This is a genomic window from Gilliamella sp. LMG 34360, assembly GCF_984568995.1.
Genome location: NZ_OZ474900.1, coordinates 2,749,323 through 2,775,127, shown reverse-complemented (window position 1 = coordinate 2,775,127; position 25,805 = coordinate 2,749,323). Strand labels below are relative to the sequence as shown.

Below are 25,805 nucleotides of genomic sequence, written 5' to 3'. Positions count from 1 at the left end.
TCCATCCACTAAAAGAAATACATGTTTAATTTCGTTAAATAGAAAGTAATCACTTTGTCATGAGATGACCATTTTTCAAATATTTTAATCTTTTGAGGATTTGTAACGTTGAATTGGGCTGGATTGATTTTGCGATTCTAACCAAGCAAGTTTGTCACTATAATTTTTTTCTGCTCCCCGCGTAGTTGGATAATAATATTTGCTATCGGCTAGTTCAGGTGGAAAATAATTTTCTCCTGCTGCAAAGGCGTTAGGTTCATCATGAGCATAACGATACTGAGCCCCGTACCCTAACTTTTTCATTAAATTTGTTGGTGCATTACGTAAATGTTCTGGAACATCATAATCAGGCTTCGATTGTGCATCAAGCATAGCTTGTTTAAAAGCTAAATACACGGCATTACTTTTTGGTGCACAAGCAAGATAGACAATTGCTTGGGCGATAGCACGTTCACCTTCAGCCGGACCAACCCGTGTAAAGCAATCCCATGCAGCGAGTGCAACTTGCATTGCCCTTGGATCGGCATTACCCACGTCTTCGGACGCTATGGCTAATAATCGACGGGCAACATAAAGTGGATCACCACCTGCTGAAATGATTCTCGCATACCAGTAAAGTGCCGCATCAGGAGCTGAACCTCGAATAGATTTGTGAACAGCAGAAATTAAATCATAATAACGATCACCTTGATTATCAAATCGAGCACTACGTTCGCCTATCACTTCTTTAAGTAATGTAGGTGTAAGGGGTTGTCCGTCAGACATATCTACTAAAAGTTCAAGGGTATTTAGGGCGCGTCGAGCATCTCCACCCACAAATTCAGCAATCTGTTTTTTGGTTTCATCGGGTAGCTCAATGTTATACTTACCATATCCGCGCTGTGGATCGTCCATTGCTTGTTGTAAAATTAACTCAATGTCATTTGTGGTTAATGATTTGAGCAGATACACACGAGCACGCGATAATAATGCAGAATTTAATTCAAATGAAGGATTTTCAGTGGTAGCACCTATAAATGTTACAGTACCATTTTCAACATAGGGTAAAAATGCATCTTGTTGACTTTTATTAAAACGGTGAACTTCATCAACAAATAAAATAGTACGAATCCCCGCTTGCTGATTAATTTTTGCTCTTTCAATAGCTTCGCGAATATCTTTGATCCCTGACGTTACTGCTGAAACTCTTTCGACTTTTGCGTTAGCATGATGGGCAATGATTTCAGCGAGAGTCGTTTTACCTGTACCAGGCGGTCCCCATAAAATCATCGAATGTAAATTACCCGCTGCAATTGCTTTGGATAGTGGTTTGTTTGCACCTAAAAGCTGTGTTTGACCAATATATTCTGATAACGTACGAGGACGCATTCTTGCCGCTAAGGGCTTAAATTCTTCTGTCGTAAATTCAAAAGACATACTAGGCATAACACATTGAGTCCAGTTTTAGAAAGTTATGGGTATTATATACTTGTTAGATGAAATTAGTGAAAAAGAAAAGAAAATATCTTTTCCCCCTAACCAAAAAACAGTAATATTTTAAGCAAATTCAATTATCAAAGTTGATTTGAATATTGCCAAATAAAGTACATAAGGATGAGTTATGAAAAAGTTTTTATTATTAATGGGATTGTTGATTAGCGTATCAGTATGGGCCGGCGATAAAGAGTTGTTACAACAACGCCTTAATAAAATTGATGGATTTTATGCACATTTTTCTCAAGAAGTGAAAACAGCTGATAACCAATTGGTACAAGAGGGGAGAGGAGAACTTTGGGTTACAAGACCTTATTATTTTAATTGGACAATGAATGAACCTGATGAAACTTCAATTATATCTGATGGAACAGATATGTGGGTATATACGCCGGCGGTTGATCAAGTAAGTGTCATGGATTTAAAAAAAGCAGTTGATAATCGATTAATGCTACTGATAACTGATAGTCACAATGCCATTTGGAATGTTTATAATGTGACTCGTAAACAAGATTCATTTACATTAAAACCAACAGATGGATCCAATCAGGATTTTGTTATTTCGGTATTACCAACTGGCATGATTTCTAACTTTTCCATTATTGAAGAAGATGGACAACGTAGCTACTATGAATTATCTAACCAAAAACTTGGCAAAGTTGACTTAGGCAAATTTAAATTTACGCCACCAGCAGGTATAGCGATTGATGATCAACGTTAGTTCTATATAGAGATAATTAGAGTGTATGGATATTTATCATCCATACTTCTAGTTAATTTTATTATGTTTAACCGTTATTAATAAAGTTAGTCATAAATATCATAAATGTTATAGATCTTTAATAATGATATCAGATAAAAGATTATTACTATGTAAAATGTTAGTGAATGTCTTTTATCTGAACTCAGTTATGCCTATTCAATTTTTCAATAGAATCTTTATGAATCTTTCTGAAAAAATATTATCAATTTTCAAAATGCTATCAGCTTATTTAGCATCAATATTGAATAATTTAGGGTTAAAAAATAGTATTGATTTGCAGTCGCCAAAACGACCGATAAAATAACTTTCTTCATTATTTTATCGGAACATTTTTGAAGTATCTTAATGTCGTATTGGTTTGACCAATTTCGATTATCAAATATAAAAAAGGTTTTTTTGTATTTATTTATAATGTTTAAAATAACCAGAGTACCTAATCCTATTATTCGCTTGCCATATAAAATATAAGGTCAGTTGATAAAACTTATAAGTTAACAAGGCATAAATAAGTACAATAGTTATTCAAATTCATTTTCATTAATACTGACAACTGGATTATCTGAAAACAGATAGTGATCGCGTTTAGTTTCAAAATCTTCACTCGCTGCATCAAATAACATTTTTTTCGTATTTTCTAAATGTTGCCACATCGCTAATTTGGCTGCTTTAGGATCGCGATTGATTAATGCTTCAAGAATTTTATCATGTTCTTCCCACCAGCTTTCGATATCTTGTTGCTGTACATGTTCATGGAGTTTTTTCCATAAAGGATTTAGGGTTCGCTGTCGCCATGTTTCTTCAACAATGGTTATTAAAGCCGTATTACGCGTAATCATGGCAATTTGTGTGTGAAATTTTAGATCCCAATCAGAGTCCCGATAGTGATCTTCTTTTTTTGCATTGTGCTGAATTTCTAATAGGTTAACAATATCATCTTTTGTGATCTGAGTTGCAGCAAACTCAGCAATATTACTTTCGATTAATTGACGAGCTTGTAATAACTCAAATGGTCCAGTTGTAGCAAAATTGAGTCCGTGTGAGTCAGCAATCATATTTATAGTTTGCTGTTTATTGGCAATAACATGTATACCAGACCCTTTTCTAGCATCAACAAAACCTTCAACTTCTAACATTATAATCGCTTCTCTTACCACTGAACGACTGACTTTTAATTCTTCACAAATGAGTCTTTCTGACGGTAATTTGCTGCCTACAGGATAAACGCCATTGATAATTCGGTTTTTTAATTCTGTAGCGATAACTTGATAAAGACGCTGATGTTCATTCTGTTCTTGGGTCATAATAATTTTTGAGTAGTTCCATAATTCAAGTTTGGTACTTAAAATAACATCTAATTGCTTAGAGTTAAACAAGCTTGAATTAAAATTTTGTAATCTTGTCCGATAATTTTTCAATAAGACGGACAAATGAACAACCAGATTTTTATTGTGGTTATTTGCTATGTTCTGTGATGTATGTCAACTTTTTAAGTTGACTGACATGTTAATATGCGCCAAAATTCATAATGTGTATGGAGCATAAAATGTACAAAACAATAAAAAATCTTCGCTGGTATATGATAGCGTTAGTGACTATTGGCACAATTCTTGGTTATTTAACTCGAAATTCAATTGCAGTTGCTGCCCCAGTGCTTAATGAAGTCATGGGTATGACAACTCAACAATATTCATATGTTGTTGCAGCTTATTCAGCCTGTTATACCGTAATGCAACCTGTAGCGGGGTATGTTCTTGACTTACTTGGCACACGCGTAGGTTATGCGGTATTTGCTTTATTATGGTCAGTTTTCTGTATCAGTACCGCATTTTCTGGCAGTTGGGTGGGGCTTGCGTTTACACGCGGCGCTGTTGGAGCTGCCGAAGCGGCTATGATACCTGCTGGTTTAAAAGCAACAAGTGAATGGTTTCCAGCAAAAGAAAGATCAATCGCTGTTGGTTGGTTTAATTTAGGATCATCCGTTGGAGCAATGATCGCACCGCCATTAGTTGCCGGAGCAATATGGTTACACAGTTGGCAATTAGCGTTTGTTATTTGTGGTTTACTTAGCTTTATTTGGGGGTTATTTTGGTTTGCTCTTTATCGTCATCCAACTAACCAAAAACGATTATCAGAAGAAGAAAGAAAATACATTTTATCAGGGCAAGAAGTTAGTCACCAAACATCAAACACTACCAAATTACCTGCGTATAAAATCGTAAGTACTCGTCGCTTTTGGGGTATTGCCATCCCAAGGTTTTTAGCTGAACCTGCATGGGGAACCTTTAACGCATGGATCCCATTATTTATGTCTACGGCTTATGGTTTTGACTTAAAACAGATTGCGATTTTTGCTTGGATGCCAATGTTGTTTGCTGATTTTGGTTGTATACTCGGTGGCTATATGGCGCCATTTTTCCAAAAATATTTTAACGTCAGTTTGATTAACTCGCGCAAATTAGTTGTTACTGTTGGTGGCGTATTAATGATTGCACCTGGGTTAATTGGACTGTTTGCAAATCCTTATGTTGCTATCTTCTTATTTTGTATTGGTGGATTTGCTCACCAAGCATTATCTGGTGCATTAATTACATTATCATCCGATGTATTTGGTCGAAATGAAGTTGCAACTGCTAATGGTTTTACAGGTATGGCAGCATGGCTTGCTAGTACTATCTTTGCTTTAATTGTGGGAGCGCTTGCGGAATCAGTTGGTTTTAGCCCATTATTTGTCATTTTAAGTTGTCTTGACCTTTTAGCTGCGTTAGCGGTATGGACAATTTTAAAAGCACCATCAACAACTGAGCAACAATAAATTAATCGAGTTGCGCATGTTATTGGCATGTGCAATTGAATAGATAAACACGGTTTATGGAGAATAATATGCGTTTTTTAACTGAAGACTTTTTACTTGATACTGAATTTTCTCGTCAACTTTATCATAATTATGCGGCACAACAGCCGATTTTTGATTATCACTGCCACTTACCACCAGAACAAATTGCACAAGATTATCAATTTAAAAATTTGTACGACATCTGGTTAAAAGGCGATCACTACAAATGGCGAGCCATGCGTACTAATGGTGTGCCGGAGAAGTTTTGTACTGGCAGCGAGGTAAATGATTTTGAAAAATTCAAAGCTTGGGCCGAAACGGTGCCTCATACAATCGGTAATCCACTTTATCATTGGACGCATTTAGAATTACGTAGACCATTTGGCATCGATGATATTTTACTATCACCAGCCACCGCTGAAACCATTTGGAACAAATGTAATGCAATGCTTGAAACTAAAGAATTTACTGCTCGTAGCATTATGAAAAAAATGAATGTAAAAATGGTTGGCACAACTGATGATCCAATTGATGATTTAGTTCACCATAAAACCATTGCTCAAGATAGTTCATTTGATATTAAAGTTTTACCAAGTTGGCGACCAGATAAAGCGTTTAATATCGATTCTGAATTTTTTGTAGCCTATATCGAAAAATTATCAACTGTTTCGGATATTAATATCTCAAGTTTCCACCAACTTTGTCAGGCATTAGCAAAACGTATGGATCATTTTGCTGTACATGGTTGTAAAGTTTCTGATCACGCCTTAGATACCGTCGTTTATGAAGAAGCGACAGAAAAAGAATTAGATGCAATTTTAACTAAACGACTAACTGGAGCAAATCTAACTTCGAAAGAAGTCGCTCAATTCAAGACTGCGGTTATCATTTATTTAGGCAGCGAATACAACAAACGTGGATGGGTACAGCAATATCATATTGGCGCTTTACGTAATAACAATTCAAGAATGTTTAATCTAATGGGGCCTGATGTTGGTTTTGATTCTATTAATGACTCACCTATTGCTCAACCATTATCCCGACTATTAGATGCACAAGCTAAACAAAATGCTCTACCTAAAACAATTCTCTATTGCTTAAATCCATCTGATAATGAGATTTTGGGTACGATGATAGGTAATTTCCAAGGGGAAGGAATACAAGGCAAAATGCAATTTGGTTCAGGTTGGTGGTTTAACGATCAAAAAGACGGCATGATTCGCCAAATGACCCAACTGGCTCAGCTTGGTTTATTAAGTCGTTTTGTTGGAATGTTAACCGATAGCCGCAGTTTCCTTTCTTATACTCGTCATGAATATTTTAGACGCATTTTATGTCGTATGATTGGTCGCTGGGTAGAAGATGGTGAAGCACCTCGTGATATCGAGTTACTAGGTCAAATGGTCAAAAATATTAGTTTTGATAATGCGAAAAACTATTTTGGTATCGAATTAAATTAATATATTAGAGTAATAGTAATGAAAACATTGAACAGAATTGATTTTCCTGGCGCTAAATATACTACCCGTGTTGTACAATTTGGCGAAGGTAATTTTTTACGTGCATTTTTAGATTGGCAATTGGATATTTTAAATGAAAAAACCGATCTTGATGCGGGTGTAGCAATTATTCGCCCACTTAATACAGACTTTCCACCATCATTAAATACTCAAGATGGTTTATATACTACATTAATTCGTGGATTAAATGAACGCAATGAAACAGTAAAAGAATTTAGGATGATTCGTTCCGTTAATAGTGAGATAAATGTCTATACACAGTATGACCAGTACCTTGCATTAGCCAAAGATCCTAATATTCAATTTATTTTTTCTAACACCACTGAAGCCGGTATCAGCTATGTTGAAAGCGATAAACTTACAGACCAACCTGCTGCAAGCTATCCAGCTAAATTAACGGCTTTCTTATATGAAAGATTTAGCCATTTTTCTGGTAGCAAAGAGAGTGGTTTAATCATTATTCCATGTGAGTTAATTGATTATAATGGCGATGCATTAAAAAAATTGGTTTTAAAATATGCTAACCAGTGGAATTTGTCAGACAAATTTATCAGTTGGTTAGAAAACGATAATCTATTTTGTTCAACATTGGTTGATAGGATTGTTCCAGGTTATCCTAAAGCTCAAATTTCTGAATTAGAATCCGAATTAGGTTATAAAGATAACTTTATTGATTCAGCAGAATATTTCTATCTTTTTGTTATCCAAGGCCCACAATGGCTAGCGCAAAAATTGCGTTTGGATAAATGCAACATTAATATCAAAATTGTTGATGATATTAAACCCTATAAAGAGCGTAAAGTTGCAATTTTAAATGGTGCGCATACAGCACTGGTTCCAGTAGCTTATCTAGCAGGAATTGATACGGTTGGTGAATCAATGAATGATTCGCAAATTTTAGAATATATCAAAGAGACAATTTTTGATGAAATTATTCCAGTTTTAGATTTGCCACATCAAGAATTAGTTGATTTTGCGCAGTCAGTTATCAATCGTTTTAAAAATCCATTTATTGAGCACCAATTAATGTCAATTGCTCTAAATAGTATGACTAAATTTAAAACACGTATACTTCCGCAACTGCTTGCTTATCAAAAAGCAAAAAGTGTGTTACCTAAGCATTTAGTCTTCTCTTTCGCTGCTTTAATTGCTTTTTATCGAGGTGTAAGAAATAACCAAAATTATCCATTACAAGACGATGCAATTTGGTTAGAGCGCTTTAGTACTGGCTGGTCCAATGTCAGTAGTGGTAATGAAACACTTGCGCAATTAGTGGAAACAGTACTTAGTGATAGTGCTCATTGGGATTGCGATTTGCTAAATATTCCGCAATTAGCACAAACATTGACACAATATTTAACTGTCATTACTCAAGAAGGTATGCGCAGTGCAATTGAAAAATGTGTTACTGGTAGCAAATAAAATGAGTGGTGTAATGGTAAAATTTATAAAAATTAACAATGAAGATAATGTTGCTGTGGCATTATCTGATATAGAAGCACATGAAGATAATATTATAATCGATGGAAACGCCATCGATTTACCACAAGCGATCAAACAAGGGCATAAATTTGCCCTTAAAGATATTGAGCCTAATGAAAATATTATTAAATATGGCTTACCAATAGGACATGCCACTTGTTTAATTAAAACAGGTGAGCATATTCATTCACACAATTTAAAAACCAATCTAAATGATATCAATGATTATAAATATCAACCTAATTTATCCAAAAATCAGTCGCTGCATGAAATAGCTGATAAACCAGTCAACATTTATCGCCGAAAAAACGGTGAAGTTGGTATCCGTAATGAACTTTGGATTATACCAACGGTAACGTGTATTAATGGTATGGCGCAGCAAATTGTTAAACAGTTTTGTGATGAACTCAATAATCAATTAGAAATTGATGGTATTACCGTACTTGAACATCCTTATGGTTGTTCTCAACTTGGACAAGATCATAAAAACACCAAAATAATATTACAAGATCTTGTTAAACACCCTAATGCGGGGGCTGTATTAGTTATTGGACTTGGATGTGAAAATAATCAAATCTCAGAATTTAAAGCCGATCTTGGTGATTATGATGAGTCGCGTGTTAGATTCCTGATTGCTCAACAAGAAGCCGATGAAGTTGCTTGTGCATTGACGCTGCTAAGAGAACTTTATGCCATTATGAAGCAAGACAAACGCGAAGTAGGGCGGTTAAGCGAATTAAAATTTGGTTTAGAGTGTGGTGGATCAGATGGTTTTTCCGGAATCACTGCTAATCCGATGCTAGGGTTGTTTTCGGATTATGTCATTGCCCATGGAGGAACCAGTGTTCTTACCGAAGTACCTGAAATGTTCGGTGCAGAAAATATTTTGATGTCTCACTGCGTTGACGAGCCTACTTTCGATAAAACCGTGCTTATGATCAACGATTTTAAACAGTATTTCATCTCAAACAATCAGCCTATTTATGAAAATCCGTCTCCAGGTAACAAAGCGGGTGGAATAACAACCTTAGAAGAAAAATCCCTTGGTTGTACGCAAAAAGCAGGCGGAAGTGAAGTGATTGATGTCTTGAAATATGGTGAAAGACTAACAAAGCATGGACTCAATTTACTCAGTGCGCCTGGTAATGATGCCGTGGCTACAGGAGCTTTATCAGCAGCGGGATGTCATATGGTGCTATTTACTACAGGTCGCGGAACTCCTTATGGTGGAATCGTACCAACGGTAAAAATTGCGACTAATACACAATTAGCAGACAAAAAAGTAAATTGGATTGACTTTAATGCTGGCAAACTCATTGAGGGTACCTCTATGCAACAGTTATTAATTGAATTTATTGACTATATCGTACTGGTTGCTAATGGTCAGCAAACACGCAATGAGATAAATAATTTCAGAAATCTAGCGATATTAAAAAGTGGTGTAACTCTTTAAAACTATCCACTCAAGGCTAAAATTAACCAGCCTACTTATCCAAATAACAATGCGAACGGTAATCTATAATGGGCAACGGTTCGCACTAAAATGCAAAAGGAAGCAACAATGACAATGGTATCTGTTAAAGATTTTGGTGCAATAGGTAATGGTAAAACACTTAATACAGTTGCTTTTGCCAATGCAATACAACATATAGAACAACAAGGTGGTGGAACGCTTATCGTTCCAGTGGGAACTTATTTAACAGGCGCAATCAAGCTTTGCAGTAATTTAACTTTAGTTATTGAACAGAATGCGACTTTATTATTTTCAGATAATGAACAAGATTACCCAATCGTGCATTCACGTTGGGAGGGGGTAAAACAAGATGTCTATATGCCTTGTATTTACGGTCAACATCTTGAAAATGTCATTATCACCGGTGGCGGTAAAATTGATGGCAATGGTGCTAAATGGTGGCATACTTTCCGTCATAATCGTGATGCCCTAAAGTATCCAAGACCTTACTTAATCGGTTTTGATTTTTGCCAACGTATAACTATTGAAAAAGTCTTTTTAACCCAGTCACCAAGTTGGACAGTCCATCCAATGGAGTCAAATAATGTAGTGATTGATAATATATCGATTTTAAATCCTGCAGATTCACCTAATACCGATGGTATTAATCCTGAATCTTGCCGTAATGTCAGAATTTCAAATTGCTATATTGATGTGGGTGATGATTGCATCGCAATTAAAGCGGGTACTGAGGAAACAGCAGATAAAAGCCCTTGCGAAAATATTTTAATTACTAACTGTAACATGATTCATGGTCATGGTGCGGTAGTATTGGGTAGTGAAATGAGCGGTAGTATTCGTAATGTCACTATTACTAATTGTGTATTTCAAAAAACAGATCGAGGTGTGAGATTCAAAACACGTCGAGGTCGCGGTGGTACCATTTCAGATATTACTTTTAGTAATATTGTTATGGATGAAGTACTATCAGCCTTTGTAATGAATTATTACTATTACTGCGGACCAAAAGGTAACGATCCAATTGTTTGGAATAAAGATCCGCTGCCAATAAATGAAGCAACCCCAGCCTGTCATAATATTAGTTTTTCAAACATTATCGCCAAAAATGTGCGTGCCTATGCTGGTTTTTTATATGGCATTCCTGAATCGCCAATTGCCAATATTTCGTTTGATAATATTCGAGTATCAATGCAAATTAATGCCAAGGCAGGTGAAGTTGATATGTTTAAGGATGTTAAACCTGAGGCTGGTAAAGGATTTTTTATCGAAAATGCCCAAAGTATTTTATTTAATAACGTTATAATCGATAATGTTGTAAGTGAGCCGCTTTGTGTTAAAAATAGTAGTGATGTTTACGTTAATCAGTCATTTGTGAAGCAGGATGGTAAATTAATTAAATTGAAAGTTTGAGCACATTATAGATAATCTTCCAAATTCTATTTGAAAGATGGGTCATTTTTGGTAAATAACCGCTTTTGCAGCGGTTATTTTTTATAATTAAAAAACGTTAATCAATAATATTCCTTTGGAAAATAGATTGCGCATAATGCAATTAAATAATTATTACCATTTATCAATGGTAATAATTACATCCATTATCCATTATGGCAATTTAGCTATTTTATTCCATCCACTGATAAGCACATTAAAATCCATCCAATATTCATTACAAATTTATACCGCCTTGTCATTTGAATGATTGAAATTGACTTAATTGTTGATAAATCCTGCTACGCATGGGGATGCAACAAATCTTCTTTATTGAAATGGCAAATGGGAACCAATAGATAACAGTATGGCTAATTTTGCTGCTAATGATCACCAAACTACAGAGTCTATAAGTGTTTTCATATTGCCTAATTGGTCAACAATAAACTTAGCAGAGCTTCAATAACAAGGTCGCTTATAATTCTTATTTACATTACTTTAGCAAAATAACTTTGAAGTTGATCACATTTATCTAATAAAGCCATTAAAGCTAAATTTTTAGCTATTCATACTCAAATGCGTACTTAACTCTTTATAGGATAAATTATGACTAGTGCATTTTATAAAAAACCAACTTATTGGTTTGCCTCGTTTTATAGCATTATGTATTACGCAGCGGGAAGTTTCGTTTTTTCCTTTTATGCTATATGGCTAAGTAAGGAGATAGGCTTAAGCGCAAAACAGACCGGCATTATTTATTCGTTTAACTACTTTATTTCGTTAATCATTATGATTCTGTATGGTATTTATCAAGATAAATTAGTGCTAAAAAAACACCTTGTTTGGTTTCAAAGTATTATTATTACTTGCGCTGCTCCAGCATTAATTTATGTGTATGAACCATTATTGCGCCATAATTTTTATCTTGGTGTGATTTTCGGTAGTTTCTTTTTAGGATTTGGTTGGATTGCTGGCATGGGGCTAATTGATTCCTACTGCGAAAAAATCAGCCGGGCGTTTGGTTTTGAGTTTGGTCAGTGTCGAACATGGGGATGTATTGCTTATGCTGTCGGTACCTTTATTGCGGGTATTTTGATTAGTATTAATCCTCACCTAAATTTTTGGGCAGCATCGGGTGTTGGTGTTTGTTTCATGATTCTTAACCTCAACTTCAAGCCTGATTTAAGTAAATCAACCGAAGCAGTGTTCCAGAAAAAGGATAAACTCAGTTTTAATGAGATCCTCTCTGTTTTTACCCTTAAAAAATTCTGGATATTTGTTATCTATGTACTCGGAACTTACAGCCTTTATAATATTTATGATCAACAGTTATTCCCTGTTTATTTCACACAACAGTTTGAAGATGTCAATGATGGATATCGTTTGTATGGTGTTTTAAATTCATTTCAAGTCTTTTTAGAAGCCGCAGTTATGTTTTGTGTACCATTTGTGGTGAATCGTGTCGGTGCAAAAAATGCATTGATTTTTGCCGCATTTGTTTCGGCTTCTCGTATCTTCTTAACGGGTCATGTAAGCAGCATTGCAATTATCTCAGTGATTAAACTTATGCACTGCTTAGAAATTTCAACCATTTTGGTTTCAGTGTTCAAATATATTGATAATAACTTTAATGCTCGATTATCTGCGACTGTTTTTTTAATTGGCTATCAGGTTGCAGGTTCAGTAGGGGTCATTTTATTTTCAACTTTAGTTGGTGATTTTTATGATAAAGCAGGTGCAGCAACAACATTTAATAATCTTGGTTTAGTTGTATTAGGCTTTATGATTTTTGCCATCTTCTTCTTAAGTCGTGATAGAAAAAGTGTCAATATCGAAGATAAGCCAGAAGTTAAATAAATTAAAACTGTTTTCAATTTTTCATTAATAGAATTTAATAACGTTAGTAAGGATTCACAATGAACATATATAATTCTGTAACACAATTTCACTTTGAACAAACTCGAACCATTTCGCCAGAAAATATGACTGGTGAAAAAGGTAAATCTTGTATGAAAGGCAGTGCATTAGGTCCAAGCCGTAAAGGACAAGGTTGTATTTCGATTCCAGCAGGTGAAACGGTAACAATTGCTGAGATCACAGGTCCAGCTGAAATTCGTCATATGTGGTTTACCTTAACCGACAGAACGCATCGCGGTAGTTTTGTACTTCGTGATGTAGTGATTCGTATTTATTGGGATGATGAAAAAGTTCCTTCTGTTGAAAGCCCAATTGGTGATTTTTTCTGTAATGGTTTTGGAGCAAGGTGTGATATTAATTCAGTGCCAATTGTTGTTAATCCAACAGGTGGCTTTAATAGCTATTTTAGAATGCCATTTAATAAAAAAGCGCGCATTGAAATTCAAAATGAGCATGAAGCTGATTTACAGCATTTCTTCTTTACTATTAATTATGCAATCATGCCAAAACCGTTTGAAGCACCGCTTTATTTCCATGCACAATGGCGTAGACAGCGCGTCACTAATTATGCACAAGACTATGTGATATTAGACAATGTTGAAGGTCATGGCTATTATGTTGGTACTTACTTAGCATTGACCGCCCTTGAGCGTTATTGGTGGGGTGAAGGTGAGTTTAAATTCTATCTAGATGGCGATAGCGATTATCCAACTCAGCATTCAACTGGCTCAGAAGACTATTTTGGTGGCGCATGGGCATTTCATAACCGCGATAGTCAAGGTCGGCCAAAAGCGAAATGTTTCCAAACATTGTTTATGGGATATCCATATCAAACCAATCGTGATGCAACGCGTGACTTTTTCCAAACTGGAGATTCTAACCCAGTACACGGTTTTGGTGATGATAGCTTACCAATGCATGGCTTATATCGTTGGCATTTACCAGATCCAATTGCGTTCCATAAAAATATCAAACTTGCTTTTCAACAAATTGGTAATGATGATATAAGATTATATGAACGTTGCGATGATATTGCCAGTGTTGCTTATTGGTATCAGAGCCCATCGGAAAACCATAATCCGGTATTCCCGAATAAACAACAACGTACACCACGATAATTAAGAGAGCAGTAAATGGCGAGTAATAAATTAAAAATCAATGATATTGCTCGTTTGGCTGGCGTGTCGGCAACGACCGTCAGTCATATCTTTAATAAACGAGATAAAAAATATCGTATTTCACCACAGACACGGCAACGGGTATTAGCCATTGCTCAACAATACAGTGATCAATCGCATATTCGCCAATATTTGATAAAAGCCAATAGTACCAATACGGTAGGTGTTATTGTTCCTGATATGTCGAATTCTTTTTTTTCAATGTTTTTGCATCATTTAGAGGCATCATTTAGGCAAAAAAACATTCAATTATTAATTACTTGTAGTCATTATAATAAAGACGTCGAAGTTAACGTCGCTCAAAATTTAGTTGAGCGTAAAGTAGATGCGATGATTGTGGTGACATCTTTAGACTGTGATGATTTTTATGTAAGTATTAACCAACATACCCCGGTACTATTTTTTGACCGCTATCTTAAAGATACCTCCTTACCTTTTATCACAAGTGAATCATTGGATTCGGTTGCTGAATTAATACAACCTTATGCCAAACAATTAGATGAATTTTATTTTATTGGTTGTGACACGCAACTGACATCGATTGATGCAAGGCTTAAAGGATTTAAACAAGGACTTAAGAATGCTGGTTTAGCCGTTAATCCAGAATGGTTAGTGAGTGATGACTACTGTCCAAATAAAGGATACGATTTGCTTAAAAATCTGCATAACGAACTAGGGCGTTTACCAAAAGCGATTTTTACACCGTCAGGGAATCTGTTACAAGAAGTGCTTAGTTATTTAGTGGAAATAAAGTTAGATCCGAAAGAAATTTGCATATGTTCTTATGACTACAACATCTATCTAGATTACTCTTATTATCCAATTGATGCCATTGCGCAGGATTTTCAAAGTATGGCGCATGTTTGTGTTGATGTGATCGATGATTTACTTAACTTTAAAGAGTTAAAAAACCATGAAATTTTTATCAAACCACAAATAATACGCCATCATTAAATTGATCATTGAGTGATGAATTACACAATGATTAACGATTAGCGTTTTTCATAATACGGGCTTTATCAACTTGCCATTGACGCTCTTTGATATCGGTGCGTTTATCGTACTCTTTTTTACCTTTAGCAACACCAATTTTTACTTTTGCCCAAGCATTTTTCCAATATAAAGAAAGGGCAACAACGGTATAACCTTGACGATTGATTTGACCAAATAATGAGTTAAGCTCACGTTCATTTAATAATAATTTTCGATTGCGCATAGGTTCACACACCACATGTGTTGACGCAACATTCAACGGTGTAATTGTTGCACCAAATAACCATGCTTCACCATCTTTGAGTAATACATAACTATCACTTATATTGGCTTTACCTGCACGTAATGATTTTACTTCCCAGCCTTGCAGGGATAATCCGGCCTCAATTTCCTGTTCAATAAAGTACTCATGGCGTGCGCGTTTATTTAATGCTATAGTTGCCGAACCCGGCTTGTGTAATTTTTTCTTAGTCATAATGTGCGATATTATAAAGTTACGTGATACTATATGCCACTAATTTTAACTTTTATTTTATTATTATGGCACATGTTTTTCACGAGGTTATCGAGCCTTATTCAATTGAGCAAATGTTTGCTTTGGTCAATGATATTACTCTCTATCCAGAATTTGTACCTGATTGTATCGCAACTGGCATTATTAGAAAACAAGATAATTTAATGGCGGCATTTATTGAAGTTGAAAAATTAGGTTTTAAGAAATCTTTTACAACACTAAACAAAATTAATCAGCCTCATTCAATAGAAATGAGTTTGTTAGACGGTCCGTTTAAATACCTATCGGGAAAATGGCAGTTTACTCCATTAGGAGAAAATAAAAGTAAAATTAGTTTTGAGTTGAATTTTGAATTCAAAAATAAGTTACTTGATATTGCTTTCACTCCAGTATTTAAAGAGGTGATGGCGAATATGGTTAATGCATTTTCACAAAGAGCAAGGCAGATTTATTAAGATGAACAGTATTCAAATTGTTTATGCGCTACCTAATAATCCAACAATAATTAATTGTGATGTTGATGAGCAAACGGATGTCTTGCAAGCAATCACAAAATCCAATATCTTATCGATCTGTCAGATAAAATTAGATGAACACTTGATTGGTATTTATGGTAAACGTTGTGATCTTAATGATTTAGTGAAAAATGGCGATCGTATTGAAATCTATCGTCCATTAATTAATGATCCTAAAGAAATAAGACGAAGAAGAGCAGCAAAAAAATAATTTATTGAGGCAAAGGAAACAGAATGCATAATCTGCTAATTGAAAAAATTGAAACTTTATGCAAGAAGCGTGGTATTAAATTGACAACACAGCGTCGAACAGTGTTAGATATTATGCTGAAAGCAAATAAAGCAATGAGTGCATATGATCTTTTAGATTTGCTTAAAATCAGTGAACCACAAGCAAAGCCGCCAACAATTTATCGTGCGTTAGAATTTTTGCTTGAACAAGGTTTTATCCATAAAGTTGAATCGTCGAATAGTTTTATTATTTGCCCACATTTTCATGATCCAGAGCATATTTCAATACTGTTTATTTGTGACAAGTGTCAACAGATCATTGAAAAACATTCTCAAGATATCGAAACACAACTTAAGCAATTAGCGCGACAAAGTGACTTCTTAATAAAACACAGTGTGCTTGAAATACATGGAATTTGTCAGCCATGTCAGCCTTAATTATTACTCTTTGGTTAGTAAATCTATTTTGTGATACTGTCGGACAAATTGCATTTAAATATGCTGCAATAACTTCAAAACATCAACAAGGTTTACACTATTGGCAAAAATTGTTTGGTAATTTTTGGCTTTGGTTGGGGTTTAGTACCTATTTTGTTGGCTTTATTTTTTGGCTGGCTTTTTTAAGTGAAGTTCCATTATCGCAAGGTATTCTATTGGGATCGTTTAATATCATCACAGTTATGGTTGCTGGACGAATTTTATTCAAAGAACATCTAACAGCATTTCGTCTTATTGGTATATTTTTTATTACTTTCGGCGTGATATTAGTAGGACTTACCTAATGAAAAAATTTTATATCATCGGTTTTATCTTATTGTTATTTTTTGATACATTTGGTCAAACTACTTTCAAATTAACCGCATTATCAGCTTTACCATTCGAAATTAGTTTCGATTGGTTAATCCGTATTTTTAGTCATGGTTGGGCTTATTTGGTCATTTTAGGCTATACAGGCGCATTTATGACTTGGATGGTTTTATTAAAAAAAGCGCCTGTAGGACCAGCGTTTGCTGCTTCACATCTACAAGTAGTGACCGTTATGCTAGTTTCAGTGATCGTGTTTAATGAACAAATAACATTAACTCGTTTGTTGGGTGGATTATGTATTATTATTGGTATTGTATTTTTAGCTTTGGCTGAGCAAAAATTACAATGCAAAAAATAGGTTTTATACTGAAACGTATGCATTACCTGAAACTTTTTGACAAAAATTTTTCTTATTTAGTTTTTTAGGTTAATTTTGACTCGATCTATTTATTATTAGGAATCAATAAAGTTAATAGAAATATTGATTCCTTTTTTAATTATTGGGTTAGAAAAAGTTTGGTTTAATATTGTCGTGTTCTCGCTCCAGTATAACTAAGTAAGCTTCTCTGCGCCAAAATAGATATAAACGACGTATATCTTTTTCCATCGTAACCACTCGCCAACCTTGAGCCGCATATCTATTTAAAAAAGTAGAAAACTTTAAAGGATCAGCGTTAGCGGTACCTAAAAGTAATGAGGATAATGCACTTTCTTGATAAATTATTACTTTATATTCTTTCATATAGTTAAACCTTAATTCCTTTTACAAAAAATATTCATTTTTTTTGAATGCAATGTTAAAAAATAGGCAGAAATTATACCTTTTTTAACCAGTCAAACAAACAATTAAACTTATGATAATTAAAACTAACTAATTTAGCGTAAGTTTTGTCAAAAAGTTTCAGGTAATGCATACGTTTCAGTATAAAAATTATAATTTAAATGAATATTAAGAAATAGGTAACGTTTATGACACCATTTGGCAAGAGTTGATAAGTAAATTAGAGGGAATTAATAATTTAGCGTTTCACTTTAATGTGACAAAAAAACAAAAGTACTCTAGCTTTAAAATATTTTAAAGCTATCTAAAGCGACCAGACAAATGAATTAAATCTGTTTATCTAAATTTTTAAGCATTTCGATAATCGGTCTATTGGCATCAGGAAATTCGTCAGCATTAAGATCTTCTTGCGCAACCCAACGGCTAGGTTGGCCTTCTTTAGCAAATGGCACACCGTCCCATTCTTCAACAAGATAAGCATGAATGGTGATGTCACGATCATCATAACTATGTTTAAAAATATTTAAAAATTGGGCTTGATGAATTTGGATATCAACTTCTTCCGCTATTTCACGTTGCAAGGTTTGAAATGGGGTTTCACCTACTTCAATCTTTCCACCTGGAAATTCCCAAAAACCAGCAAGATGTGAGTCTTCACCGCGTTGAGTTATAAAGATTTGACAATCTTGTGAACGAATAATACCTACAGCAATTTCAGTATGTTTTTTCATAATCCTGTCTATTTGTTATTAAAATCAGGGAAAGTTGGTACTTTCCCTAGTAAGTTTAGTACCGAGTTTAGTCGGTTATTTAATATCAATATTGCTTGATGATACTAAATTTTTGCCTTAGTGAACAGCACCATGGCAATGTTTATATTTTTTACCTGAACCACAAGGACATGGGTCATTACGTCCCACTTTTGCTTGGTTTCTTACTATTGGTTGTGATGAAGTTCCTGCTGATTGTTCTTTACTTTCACTGCCCATATTTGTTACCTCTTCATGGTTGGCTTGTTGTTTTGCCATTAATTTTTCCATTTCGGCTAGACGTTGACGTTCGGCTTCATCAACTTCTTCTTGAGAACGAATCTGAACGCGACTTAATATCCCTATTACATCATATTTTAATACTTCTAGCATGCTAGCAAACATATTAAATGATTCACGTTTATATTCCTGTTTTGGATCTTTTTGTGCATAGCCACGTAAATGAATACCTTGACGCAAATAATCCATCGCTGCTAGATGCTCTTTCCATAAAGTATCAAGTGTTTGTAACATAACGCTTTTTTCAAACTGTCTAAATGCTTCAGAACCAGCAGTATTTTCTTTTGCGATATAGGTATCTTGAGCTATTTGTAAAATACGTTCACGTAATGTTTCTTCATGAAGATTTTGTTCTTCATCTAACCATTTAGCAATAGGTAAATCTAAATCAAAATCGCTTTTAAGTGCTGTTTCAAGGCCTGCAACATCCCACATTTCTTCAATAGATTGTGGTGGAATATATTGATCAATTAATGCATTAAAGACATCACTACGGATTGAATCAATCGTTTCTTTAATATCGGAGTTATCAAGTAATTCATTACGTTGACGATAAATTGCTTTACGTTGATCGTTTGCAACATCATCGTATTCAAGTAACTGCTTACGAATATCAAAGTTTCGACTTTCAACTTTCTTTTGAGCATTAGCAATGGCTTTAGTTACCCAAGGATGCTCAATGGCTTCACCTTCTTTCATACCTAATTTACGCATCATGTTACCCACACGATCGGAAGCAAAAATTCGCATTAATGGATCTTCCAGTGATAGGTAAAAGCGTGATGCCCCTGGATCACCTTGACGACCGGCACGTCCACGAAGTTGGTTATCTATTCGACGTGATTCATGACGTTCGGTACCTAAAATATAAAGTCCTCCAAGTGCAATCACTTCTTCGTGTTTTGCTTGCCATGCTTGTTTGGCTTTTTCGATATCTTCAGCAGTAGGAGCTTCAAGTTTTGCTATATCGCTTTGCCAGTTACCACCAAGCATAATATCGGTACCACGACCAGCCATGTTTGTAGCAATGGTTACTGCACCTTTACTACCTGCTTGAGCGATTATTTCCGCTTCTTGAGCATGGAATTTCGCATTAAGTACGTTATGCTTGATACCGGCTTTCTTAAATGCGGATGACACTAATTCAGATTTTTCAATTGAGGCTGTACCAACTAAAACGGGTTGTCCATGTTCAACACAAGCTTGTACATCAGTCACAATCGCATTGATCTTCTCTTTTTCTGTCATATAAACAAGATCAGGTTGATCTTTACGTATCATTGGACGATTGGTTGGGATAACAATAGTATCTAAACCATAAATCTGATTGAATTCAAATGCTTCAGTGTCAGCAGTCCCTGTCATGCCTGCTAATTTTTCGTACAAACGGAAATAGTTTTGGAAAGTAATTGATGCTAATGTTTGGTTTTCATTTTGGATTTTAACATGCTCTTTAGCTTCAACGGCTTGATGCAAACCATCAGACCAACGTCGTCCATCCATTGTACGGCCAGTATGCTCATCAACAATAACAATTTCGTTATCTCTGACAATGTAATCCACATCTTTATGGAATAGGTGATGAGCACGTAATGCTGCATTGACATGATGCATTAACACAATATTACTTGGCGCATAAAGTGATTCATCACCTTTCATAATTCCATTTTTAATAAGTAATTCTTCAACTTTCACTAATCCACGTTCAGTCAAATTGGCTTGACGTGTTTTTTCATCGATAGAAAAGTCACCATCACCCTGAAATTGATCGGAGTCTTCTTTTTCTTGTTGAATTAGATATGGAATGATTTTATTAACACTAACATATCGGTCAGAACTATCTTCAGCTTGTCCCGAAATGATAAGAGGTGTTCTTGCCTCATCAATTAGAATTGAGTCAACTTCATCGACTAAAGCATAATGCAGAGGGCGTTGTACACGAGAATCTTTAGTAAATACCATATTATCGCGTAAGTAGTCAAAGCCATATTCATTATTGGTTCCATATGTAATATCGGCATTGTAAGCTTCACGTTTCATATGCGGTGGCATATTAGGTAGATTGATACCAACAGATAATCCTAAAAATTCGAATAATGGACGATTATTTTCAGCATCGCGCTGTGCTAAGTAATCATTTACTGTCACAACATGTACGCCTTTACCTGTTAACGCATTTAAATAAGCAGGTAAGGTTGCGGTTAAAGTTTTACCTTCACCTGTACGCATTTCAGCAATGCAACGTTCATTTAATACCATACCACCAATAAGTTGTACGTCAAAATGGCGCATACCAAACACACGTTTACTTGCCTCACGTACAACAGCAAAGGCTTCTTCTAAAATATCATCTAACTTAGCGCCTTCAGCGATTTTTTGTTTAAATTCTGTAGTTTTAGCTTTTAACTGTTCATCGCTTAAGGCTTCAATTTGCGGTTCAAGTGCATTAATTCTTTCAACGCGTTTACGCATCATTTTTAATACGCGTTCATTTCGACTACCAAATACTTTGGTTAATAGTTTTAATAACATGATTTTTCTCTTGTTCTTTTTAATAGAAATAGTAAGGCTTATGCCTTTATAAAAATTTAATTTAATTAAGTGGTAAGCTCATTAAGCAGTAGTGTTAGGTCCAGCCCTTATGCCATTATTAGGTGATAATCGAATAATTGGATTTGGACTAACATCACGGTAATTTAATGGTGTAATTAACCTATAATATTGCCTTTTTTGCGCTAAGACTAATGTTTGTGATGTTATTGTTATCGGAGCTTGATGATCTTGTACAATTCGGGTAATGGTAATAATACCAACTTGGGACGCTGAAGATTGCGCAGGTAAAGCGTTTTCTTGATACAATCCAAACCCAGCAGCAATCACACCTAATAATAAGTGCGATAAAGCCGTGTTAATAATCAAGCGTTTGCTGATTTTTTGCCAATAATTAATTATGATCATTTCGGCAGTATATTAGCATTTTTTGTCAAAATCAAAAACAATTATTACAACAAGTTAAGCGATTATTGTAGGCAATGAAATGATAAGCAAATAAAGTTAATAAGCCCGATTATAAATAAGAGGTAATTTATATAAATAAAGTAATATTTAACGAGGAATAGTATAAAATCCACCCATCAAAAAACTTATGATAAGTGGATTTAAATTGATCGAAACTTACGTTATTCTAAACTTGCATGGCGATGAGCCATATCATCATTACTATCTTTTTGGTTATTACTCATAGTAAGAATAACAGTATCAAAGATAATAAGTAACATCTGTTCGAAAAGGCTACCAAGTGGTTGTTGACTTACTTGTGATTGTGAATATTTAGTACCCGATTGTAACATAATGTCTGGTGATTGGATTTTGGCAAGAGTTGAATCAGGCGATGCACAGATAATAGCAAGATCAATACCTTGTTTGAGTGCTGATTTAGCCATTAAATTAACACTTTCAGTTTCACCTGAGGCTGATGCGACTATTAAAAGATCACCTTTTTGTACTGATGGTGTAGTTGTTTCACCAACTACAAAAGAGTTTAATCCAAGCTGCATCAGTCTCATTGCAAAAGCCTTTAACATAAGACCTGAACGTCCTGTACCATGGACAAAAATACGGTTATGCTGTTTTATTTTCTGGATTAAATTTGTGATGTTTTGGTCAGTTAATGTTTGAACAGAATGATTTAGTTCATTAATAATTAGTTGTGATTGCATTTTGCTTGCTCCTATTAAGCAATAGTTCTACCGCCATCAAGTAAAATAGTTTGTCCTTGAATATAAGAATTATCTTTATCTGCTAAGAATAAAGTTAAGTTAGCAACATCTTCGACAGTACCAAGACGTCTAACCGGTATTTTTTCCAACACGGCATCTAGACTTTCTTGAGTCGGGTAATTCACACGCATCATTTTTCCTGAGTCAATTAATCTTGGAGCAATTGAATTTACATTTACACCCTTTGGACCTAGTTCTTTGGCTAATCCTCGCATTAATCCTTCGCCTCCTGCTTTAGATGCAGGGTAAGGCACACCACCACCAGTGCCACTTAAGGCTGAACCTGAACTGATATAAACAATTGAACCTTTATTGGTTAAAAAATCGTTATAGAAAGGTTTAACGGTATTAAATAGACCACTTAAATTGATATCTAATGTTTTTTGCCATTCTTCATAAGAGATATCATTAACTTTGTTAGCAAATGCAACACCAGCATTTAATACTAAAATATCAATACGTCCGAATTGTTTGAATGTTTCTTCTCGTACTTTTTCCATATCTTTCGCGTTTGATACATCAGCTTGAATAAATATTGACTGTTGCTGATAATCGCGAGTTATTTGTTCTGCCGTTTCAGTCCCTAATTCATAATTAAAATCGACAATAACTGTATTAGCTCCAGCTTTTGCAAATTTTTCAGCAATTGCTTTACCAATTCCATGTGCTGCACCAGTTACAAGTGCAACTTTTCCAGTGAAATTACTCATTTTTATCTCCTTATCTATATTATGCGGCTAATGAAACTCTTAACTTAGTAATGTTGTCTGTGATATTGCCATTGAATAAATATCCCCCAGAGACAAAAATATTTGCTCCAGCATCGCGACAATACTTAATGGTTTTGTCATCAATACTTCCGTCGACTTCGATATCAATATTGTAATTACTGACCAAAGATCTAACTCGTTTTATCTTATCCACTACGGACATTAAAAAATGTTGTCCTCCCTCACCAGGATTAACTGTCATAAGTAAAACCATATCAATATCATTTAAAAGATATTTTATATTTTCTTCGGAAGTGCCGGGATTAAGCACTATTCCAGCTTTTATTCCTGCCTTACGAATTTTCTGCAAACAACTTATGTGGCGATTAGTCGCTTCTTGATGAATTGTGATAATGTCTGCTCCGGCTGCAATGATACTGTCTAAATGCACTTCAGGTTTTTGCACCATTAGATGAACATCAAGTGGTAAATGTGTTAATTTTTTTAGAGCTTTAATGTGATCAGCCCCAAAGGCTATGCGTTCAACAAAATGCCCATCCATTACATCTACATGTAATAGTTCGACCTCATTTTTTTCTAGTTCTGTCAATTGTTGCTTTAACATACCTAAATTAGCAGCAAAAACAGATGGTGAGAGTTTAAATTTGTTTGCCATGTATTATTTCCTTATTCATAAAAATATATTTAAGAAAAAACTTCTATTAATCTATGTATTAATGAAACAAAAATGCTTCCTGGATTCCAGCCAAAATGACCACCATCGGTTACTGTGGCATTTGGATTTGTGGCGAAGATATCTAAGCCTGCATACTTCATCATCGCTGTTGCTTCTGGAGCAAAATAGTTAGCGCTAAAGCAGACAAAATACATGCAGATTATTGATAGTAAGGTGCTACGAAATACATTTCCCTTACTGGCTAAGACAATCATAGGTGTCAAATAACAAACTTGAGCGAGTAAACCTAAAGGAAAAAACGTCATATTAGGAATAAGGAAAGCAAATCCGATAACAAATGGTATAGTGATTGCGGTTACGGTAATACAAGCAGGATCGCCAAGTCCTAAGGCAATGTCCATGCCTATATAAAACTTACCATCACTACCACTAACATGTTTTTTGATAAATGTTGTTGCTGCATTACCTATTGGTGTTACGCCCTCCATCATAATTCCTACCATTCTTGGAATAAGTATCATGACTGCTGCAAATCCCATACAAATGGTGAGAATTGTTGGAATATTTTGTTGAGTTAATATGCCTAAAAATGCACCAACAAAAATACCAATAAAGGTAGGATCTCCAAAAATACCTAATTTACTTTCAATTTTATCCATATTTATTTCAAAATTTTTAATAAAAGGAATAAAATCAATTAGTTTATTTAAAAATACGGCAATTGGATAAATTAAAGCAACAAAAGCTAAAGTAGTGCATGTGGTTCCCTCTAAACCAAAATATTCCTCCCATTTAGGAGCAACCCATTTAGCACAAAATAATGTAATAACAGATAAGCCGATTGTGACTAAAACACCAATGAATATATTGTCAAATAGAGCAATGGCTAAAGCTCCCGGAATCATGAAGTGAATGAAGTTCCATACATCAACATTAATTACATTAACAACTTTTATTTTGATTAATAAAATATTTAATAAAATGATCAACGGAATACACAATACCACTGCTGGGATAGACCAAGCGGCACCACCGATTGCAGCAAATCCTACATCAATCGTTGTAAAACCTGACCCAAGCTTTTCATAATAGGCGATAACTGGGTTTATTGTTGCCATTAGTAGGTTAAGCACTAGTACTAAACCTTGAAAACCAATTCCAACGAGTAAACCTGATTTAATTGCTGAACCAATTCGCATACGGAAAAACAAACCTAGTAGCATGATAACTACGGGTAGCAATACTACTGCACCTAGTTTTGAAACGGTTTCAAAAAAAGTTTGTAATATATCCATCATAGTTATGCTCCTTATGCATTAGATAAAATCTCTTGGCATAGTTGCAATAGTTTGTCTTTTACTAAATCAACGTTAACACCAGAAATAAGACCAAAAACACTCATATGTGGAATGGTTAATGCTTTTTTATAATTAGCGGTTGTGAGTACTAAATCAAAATTTTGCTGTTTACCCTCCAATTCTCCTAAAGTACATTTACTAATTTTTGCTGATATACCAGCACTTTCTAATATATTTTTTACTGCATCAACAGCAACTGTTGACGTTGCTACACCACTTCCACAGGCAACAATGATATTTAATTGTTTGGACATAATTTTTCCTTTCATCTATTTTATTCATCAGTAATTTTTAAATTAGTGA

At 34.8% G+C, this 25,805-nt stretch carries 26 protein-coding genes; 14 read left to right on the top strand and 12 right to left on the bottom strand.

Annotated elements, in window-relative coordinates; translation table 11 throughout:
* Positions 1-84: 84 nt before the first annotated feature.
* On the bottom strand, positions 85-1,425 hold the full coding sequence (locus AC5LW9_RS12505; RefSeq protein ID WP_198235882.1) for a replication-associated recombination protein A: 1,341 nt from the start codon (positions 1,423-1,425) through the stop codon (positions 85-87).
* Between the two features lie 175 nt (positions 1,426-1,600).
* Between AC5LW9_RS12505 and lolA the strand changes: the two genes are divergently transcribed.
* On the top strand, positions 1,601-2,194 hold the full coding sequence (gene lolA / locus AC5LW9_RS12500) for an outer membrane lipoprotein periplasmic chaperone LolA (protein WP_198235881.1): 594 nt from the start codon (positions 1,601-1,603) through the stop codon (positions 2,192-2,194).
* A 560-nt stretch (positions 2,195-2,754) separates the two neighbouring features.
* Here the strand turns inward: lolA and exuR are convergent.
* Complete coding sequence (gene exuR, locus AC5LW9_RS12495; RefSeq protein WP_086326216.1) at positions 2,755-3,537, bottom strand: transcriptional regulator ExuR; 783 nt, start codon at positions 3,535-3,537, stop codon at positions 2,755-2,757.
* A 242-nt stretch (positions 3,538-3,779) separates the two neighbouring features.
* Here exuR and AC5LW9_RS12490 point away from each other — a divergent pair, with 242 nt between their 5' ends.
* The 8 genes from AC5LW9_RS12490 to AC5LW9_RS12455 all read left to right on the top strand — a co-directional run bounded on the left by AC5LW9_RS12490 (position 3,780) and on the right by AC5LW9_RS12455 (position 15,022).
* Entirely contained in the window at positions 3,780-5,048 is a 1,269-nt protein-coding gene (locus AC5LW9_RS12490) for an MFS transporter (protein ID WP_086326215.1), read from the top strand.
* Between the two features lie 68 nt (positions 5,049-5,116).
* Positions 5,117-6,529, top strand: coding sequence for a glucuronate isomerase (gene uxaC, locus AC5LW9_RS12485; protein ID WP_493456002.1), 1,413 nt, complete (start codon positions 5,117-5,119; stop codon positions 6,527-6,529).
* Positions 6,530-6,547: 18 nt separating this feature from the next.
* Positions 6,548-8,011: a tagaturonate reductase gene (locus AC5LW9_RS12480; protein WP_493456001.1), complete on the top strand. Its 1,464-nt coding sequence runs from the start codon at positions 6,548-6,550 to the stop codon at positions 8,009-8,011.
* 13 nt (positions 8,012-8,024) lie between these two features.
* Complete coding sequence (locus tag AC5LW9_RS12475) at positions 8,025-9,524, top strand: UxaA family hydrolase (protein WP_493456624.1); 1,500 nt, start codon at positions 8,025-8,027, stop codon at positions 9,522-9,524.
* A gap of 114 nt (positions 9,525-9,638) precedes the next feature.
* Positions 9,639-10,955: a glycoside hydrolase family 28 protein gene (locus AC5LW9_RS12470; RefSeq protein WP_373408114.1), complete on the top strand. Its 1,317-nt coding sequence runs from the start codon at positions 9,639-9,641 to the stop codon at positions 10,953-10,955.
* A gap of 624 nt (positions 10,956-11,579) precedes the next feature.
* Positions 11,580-12,830 (top strand): oligosaccharide MFS transporter, encoded by a 1,251-nt coding sequence (locus tag AC5LW9_RS12465; protein ID WP_065738532.1) that lies wholly within the window; start codon positions 11,580-11,582, stop codon positions 12,828-12,830.
* 59 nt (positions 12,831-12,889) lie between these two features.
* Entirely contained in the window at positions 12,890-14,008 is a 1,119-nt protein-coding gene (locus AC5LW9_RS12460) for a glycoside hydrolase family 172 protein (protein ID WP_025316327.1), read from the top strand.
* A gap of 15 nt (positions 14,009-14,023) precedes the next feature.
* Positions 14,024-15,022, top strand: coding sequence for a substrate-binding domain-containing protein (locus tag AC5LW9_RS12455; RefSeq protein WP_198235877.1), 999 nt, complete (start codon positions 14,024-14,026; stop codon positions 15,020-15,022).
* Positions 15,023-15,053: 31 nt separating this feature from the next.
* Here AC5LW9_RS12455 and smpB read toward each other — a convergent pair whose 3' ends face one another.
* Positions 15,054-15,536, bottom strand: coding sequence for an SsrA-binding protein SmpB (gene smpB, locus AC5LW9_RS12450; RefSeq protein WP_065738534.1), 483 nt, complete (start codon positions 15,534-15,536; stop codon positions 15,054-15,056).
* A gap of 65 nt (positions 15,537-15,601) precedes the next feature.
* Here smpB and AC5LW9_RS12445 point away from each other — a divergent pair, with 65 nt between their 5' ends.
* From AC5LW9_RS12445 to AC5LW9_RS12425, 5 genes are read left to right on the top strand one after another with little or no spacing between them, the layout of a single operon-like run.
* Complete coding sequence (locus AC5LW9_RS12445; RefSeq protein ID WP_198226769.1) at positions 15,602-16,030, top strand: type II toxin-antitoxin system RatA family toxin; 429 nt, start codon at positions 15,602-15,604, stop codon at positions 16,028-16,030.
* A 1-nt stretch (position 16,031) separates the two neighbouring features.
* The gene (locus AC5LW9_RS12440) at positions 16,032-16,301 is read left to right on the top strand and encodes an RnfH family protein (protein ID WP_198226771.1); all 270 of its coding nucleotides are present in this window, start codon (positions 16,032-16,034) and stop codon (positions 16,299-16,301) included.
* A gap of 23 nt (positions 16,302-16,324) precedes the next feature.
* Entirely contained in the window at positions 16,325-16,759 is a 435-nt protein-coding gene (zur, locus tag AC5LW9_RS12435; protein ID WP_065738535.1) for a zinc uptake transcriptional repressor Zur, read from the top strand.
* On the top strand, positions 16,747-17,103 hold the full coding sequence (locus AC5LW9_RS12430; protein ID WP_039128145.1) for an EamA family transporter: 357 nt from the start codon (positions 16,747-16,749) through the stop codon (positions 17,101-17,103). Before zur ends, AC5LW9_RS12430 begins: the two co-directional genes overlap by 13 nt.
* The gene (locus AC5LW9_RS12425) at positions 17,103-17,486 is read left to right on the top strand and encodes a DMT family transporter (RefSeq protein WP_039128142.1); all 384 of its coding nucleotides are present in this window, start codon (positions 17,103-17,105) and stop codon (positions 17,484-17,486) included. The genes AC5LW9_RS12430 and AC5LW9_RS12425 overlap by 1 nt, the downstream gene beginning before the upstream one ends.
* 147 nt (positions 17,487-17,633) lie before the next feature.
* Here the strand turns inward: AC5LW9_RS12425 and AC5LW9_RS12420 are convergent, their stop codons facing one another.
* The 9 genes from AC5LW9_RS12420 to AC5LW9_RS12380 form a co-directional block, all read right to left on the bottom strand.
* Complete coding sequence (locus AC5LW9_RS12420; RefSeq protein ID WP_065738538.1) at positions 17,634-17,870, bottom strand: DUF4177 domain-containing protein; 237 nt, start codon at positions 17,868-17,870, stop codon at positions 17,634-17,636.
* 365 nt (positions 17,871-18,235) lie between these two features.
* On the bottom strand, positions 18,236-18,640 hold the full coding sequence (gene mutT / locus AC5LW9_RS12415; RefSeq protein WP_065738539.1) for an 8-oxo-dGTP diphosphatase MutT: 405 nt from the start codon (positions 18,638-18,640) through the stop codon (positions 18,236-18,238).
* A gap of 117 nt (positions 18,641-18,757) precedes the next feature.
* Positions 18,758-21,490, bottom strand: a complete 2,733-nt coding sequence (gene secA, locus AC5LW9_RS12410) for a preprotein translocase subunit SecA (RefSeq protein ID WP_493456000.1) — start codon at positions 21,488-21,490, stop codon at positions 18,758-18,760.
* A gap of 81 nt (positions 21,491-21,571) precedes the next feature.
* Positions 21,572-21,916, bottom strand: coding sequence for a hypothetical protein (locus tag AC5LW9_RS12405; protein WP_198226775.1), 345 nt, complete (start codon positions 21,914-21,916; stop codon positions 21,572-21,574).
* 221 nt (positions 21,917-22,137) lie between these two features.
* Entirely contained in the window at positions 22,138-22,677 is a 540-nt protein-coding gene (gene hxlB, locus AC5LW9_RS12400; protein ID WP_039128130.1) for a 6-phospho-3-hexuloisomerase, read from the bottom strand.
* A 14-nt stretch (positions 22,678-22,691) separates the two neighbouring features.
* Positions 22,692-23,447, bottom strand: coding sequence for an SDR family NAD(P)-dependent oxidoreductase (locus AC5LW9_RS12395; protein ID WP_493455999.1), 756 nt, complete (start codon positions 23,445-23,447; stop codon positions 22,692-22,694).
* 19 nt (positions 23,448-23,466) lie between these two features.
* A complete protein-coding gene (gene rpe / locus AC5LW9_RS12390; RefSeq protein WP_039128122.1) occupies positions 23,467-24,123 on the bottom strand; it encodes a ribulose-phosphate 3-epimerase in 657 nt (218 codons plus the stop codon).
* Positions 24,124-24,152: 29 nt separating this feature from the next.
* The gene (locus AC5LW9_RS12385) at positions 24,153-25,442 is read right to left on the bottom strand and encodes a PTS transporter subunit IIC (protein ID WP_493455998.1); all 1,290 of its coding nucleotides are present in this window, start codon (positions 25,440-25,442) and stop codon (positions 24,153-24,155) included.
* An 11-nt stretch (positions 25,443-25,453) separates the two neighbouring features.
* Positions 25,454-25,756: a PTS sugar transporter subunit IIB gene (locus AC5LW9_RS12380; protein ID WP_198226779.1), complete on the bottom strand. Its 303-nt coding sequence runs from the start codon at positions 25,754-25,756 to the stop codon at positions 25,454-25,456.
* Positions 25,757-25,805: the final 49 nt, after the last annotated feature.

Excerpts from the sequence above, each read along its gene's own strand:
- AC5LW9_RS12505 (WP_198235882.1), bottom strand. The coding sequence starts at position 1,425 with ATGCCTAGTATGTCTTTTGAATTTACGACAGAAGAATTTAAGCCCTTA.
- lolA (WP_198235881.1), top strand. The coding sequence starts at position 1,601 with ATGAAAAAGTTTTTATTATTAATGGGATTGTTGATTAGCGTATCAGTA.
- exuR (WP_086326216.1), bottom strand. The coding sequence starts at position 3,537 with ATGACCCAAGAACAGAATGAACATCAGCGTCTTTATCAAGTTATCGCT.
- AC5LW9_RS12490 (WP_086326215.1), top strand. The coding sequence starts at position 3,780 with ATGTACAAAACAATAAAAAATCTTCGCTGGTATATGATAGCGTTAGTG.
- uxaC (WP_493456002.1), top strand. The coding sequence starts at position 5,117 with ATGCGTTTTTTAACTGAAGACTTTTTACTTGATACTGAATTTTCTCGT.
- AC5LW9_RS12480 (WP_493456001.1), top strand. The coding sequence starts at position 6,548 with ATGAAAACATTGAACAGAATTGATTTTCCTGGCGCTAAATATACTACC.
- AC5LW9_RS12475 (WP_493456624.1), top strand. The coding sequence starts at position 8,025 with ATGGTAAAATTTATAAAAATTAACAATGAAGATAATGTTGCTGTGGCA.
- AC5LW9_RS12470 (WP_373408114.1), top strand. The coding sequence starts at position 9,639 with ATGGTATCTGTTAAAGATTTTGGTGCAATAGGTAATGGTAAAACACTT.
- AC5LW9_RS12465 (WP_065738532.1), top strand. The coding sequence starts at position 11,580 with ATGACTAGTGCATTTTATAAAAAACCAACTTATTGGTTTGCCTCGTTT.
- AC5LW9_RS12460 (WP_025316327.1), top strand. The coding sequence starts at position 12,890 with ATGAACATATATAATTCTGTAACACAATTTCACTTTGAACAAACTCGA.
- AC5LW9_RS12455 (WP_198235877.1), top strand. The coding sequence starts at position 14,024 with ATGGCGAGTAATAAATTAAAAATCAATGATATTGCTCGTTTGGCTGGC.
- smpB (WP_065738534.1), bottom strand. The coding sequence starts at position 15,536 with ATGACTAAGAAAAAATTACACAAGCCGGGTTCGGCAACTATAGCATTA.
- AC5LW9_RS12445 (WP_198226769.1), top strand. The coding sequence starts at position 15,602 with ATGGCACATGTTTTTCACGAGGTTATCGAGCCTTATTCAATTGAGCAA.
- AC5LW9_RS12440 (WP_198226771.1), top strand. The coding sequence starts at position 16,032 with ATGAACAGTATTCAAATTGTTTATGCGCTACCTAATAATCCAACAATA.
- zur (WP_065738535.1), top strand. The coding sequence starts at position 16,325 with ATGCATAATCTGCTAATTGAAAAAATTGAAACTTTATGCAAGAAGCGT.
- AC5LW9_RS12430 (WP_039128145.1), top strand. The coding sequence starts at position 16,747 with ATGTCAGCCTTAATTATTACTCTTTGGTTAGTAAATCTATTTTGTGAT.
- AC5LW9_RS12425 (WP_039128142.1), top strand. The coding sequence starts at position 17,103 with ATGAAAAAATTTTATATCATCGGTTTTATCTTATTGTTATTTTTTGAT.
- AC5LW9_RS12420 (WP_065738538.1), bottom strand. The coding sequence starts at position 17,870 with ATGAAAGAATATAAAGTAATAATTTATCAAGAAAGTGCATTATCCTCA.
- mutT (WP_065738539.1), bottom strand. The coding sequence starts at position 18,640 with ATGAAAAAACATACTGAAATTGCTGTAGGTATTATTCGTTCACAAGAT.
- secA (WP_493456000.1), bottom strand. The coding sequence starts at position 21,490 with ATGTTATTAAAACTATTAACCAAAGTATTTGGTAGTCGAAATGAACGC.
- AC5LW9_RS12405 (WP_198226775.1), bottom strand. The coding sequence starts at position 21,916 with ATGATCATAATTAATTATTGGCAAAAAATCAGCAAACGCTTGATTATT.
- hxlB (WP_039128130.1), bottom strand. The coding sequence starts at position 22,677 with ATGCAATCACAACTAATTATTAATGAACTAAATCATTCTGTTCAAACA.
- AC5LW9_RS12395 (WP_493455999.1), bottom strand. The coding sequence starts at position 23,447 with ATGAGTAATTTCACTGGAAAAGTTGCACTTGTAACTGGTGCAGCACAT.
- rpe (WP_039128122.1), bottom strand. The coding sequence starts at position 24,123 with ATGGCAAACAAATTTAAACTCTCACCATCTGTTTTTGCTGCTAATTTA.
- AC5LW9_RS12385 (WP_493455998.1), bottom strand. The coding sequence starts at position 25,442 with ATGATGGATATATTACAAACTTTTTTTGAAACCGTTTCAAAACTAGGT.
- AC5LW9_RS12380 (WP_198226779.1), bottom strand. The coding sequence starts at position 25,756 with ATGTCCAAACAATTAAATATCATTGTTGCCTGTGGAAGTGGTGTAGCA.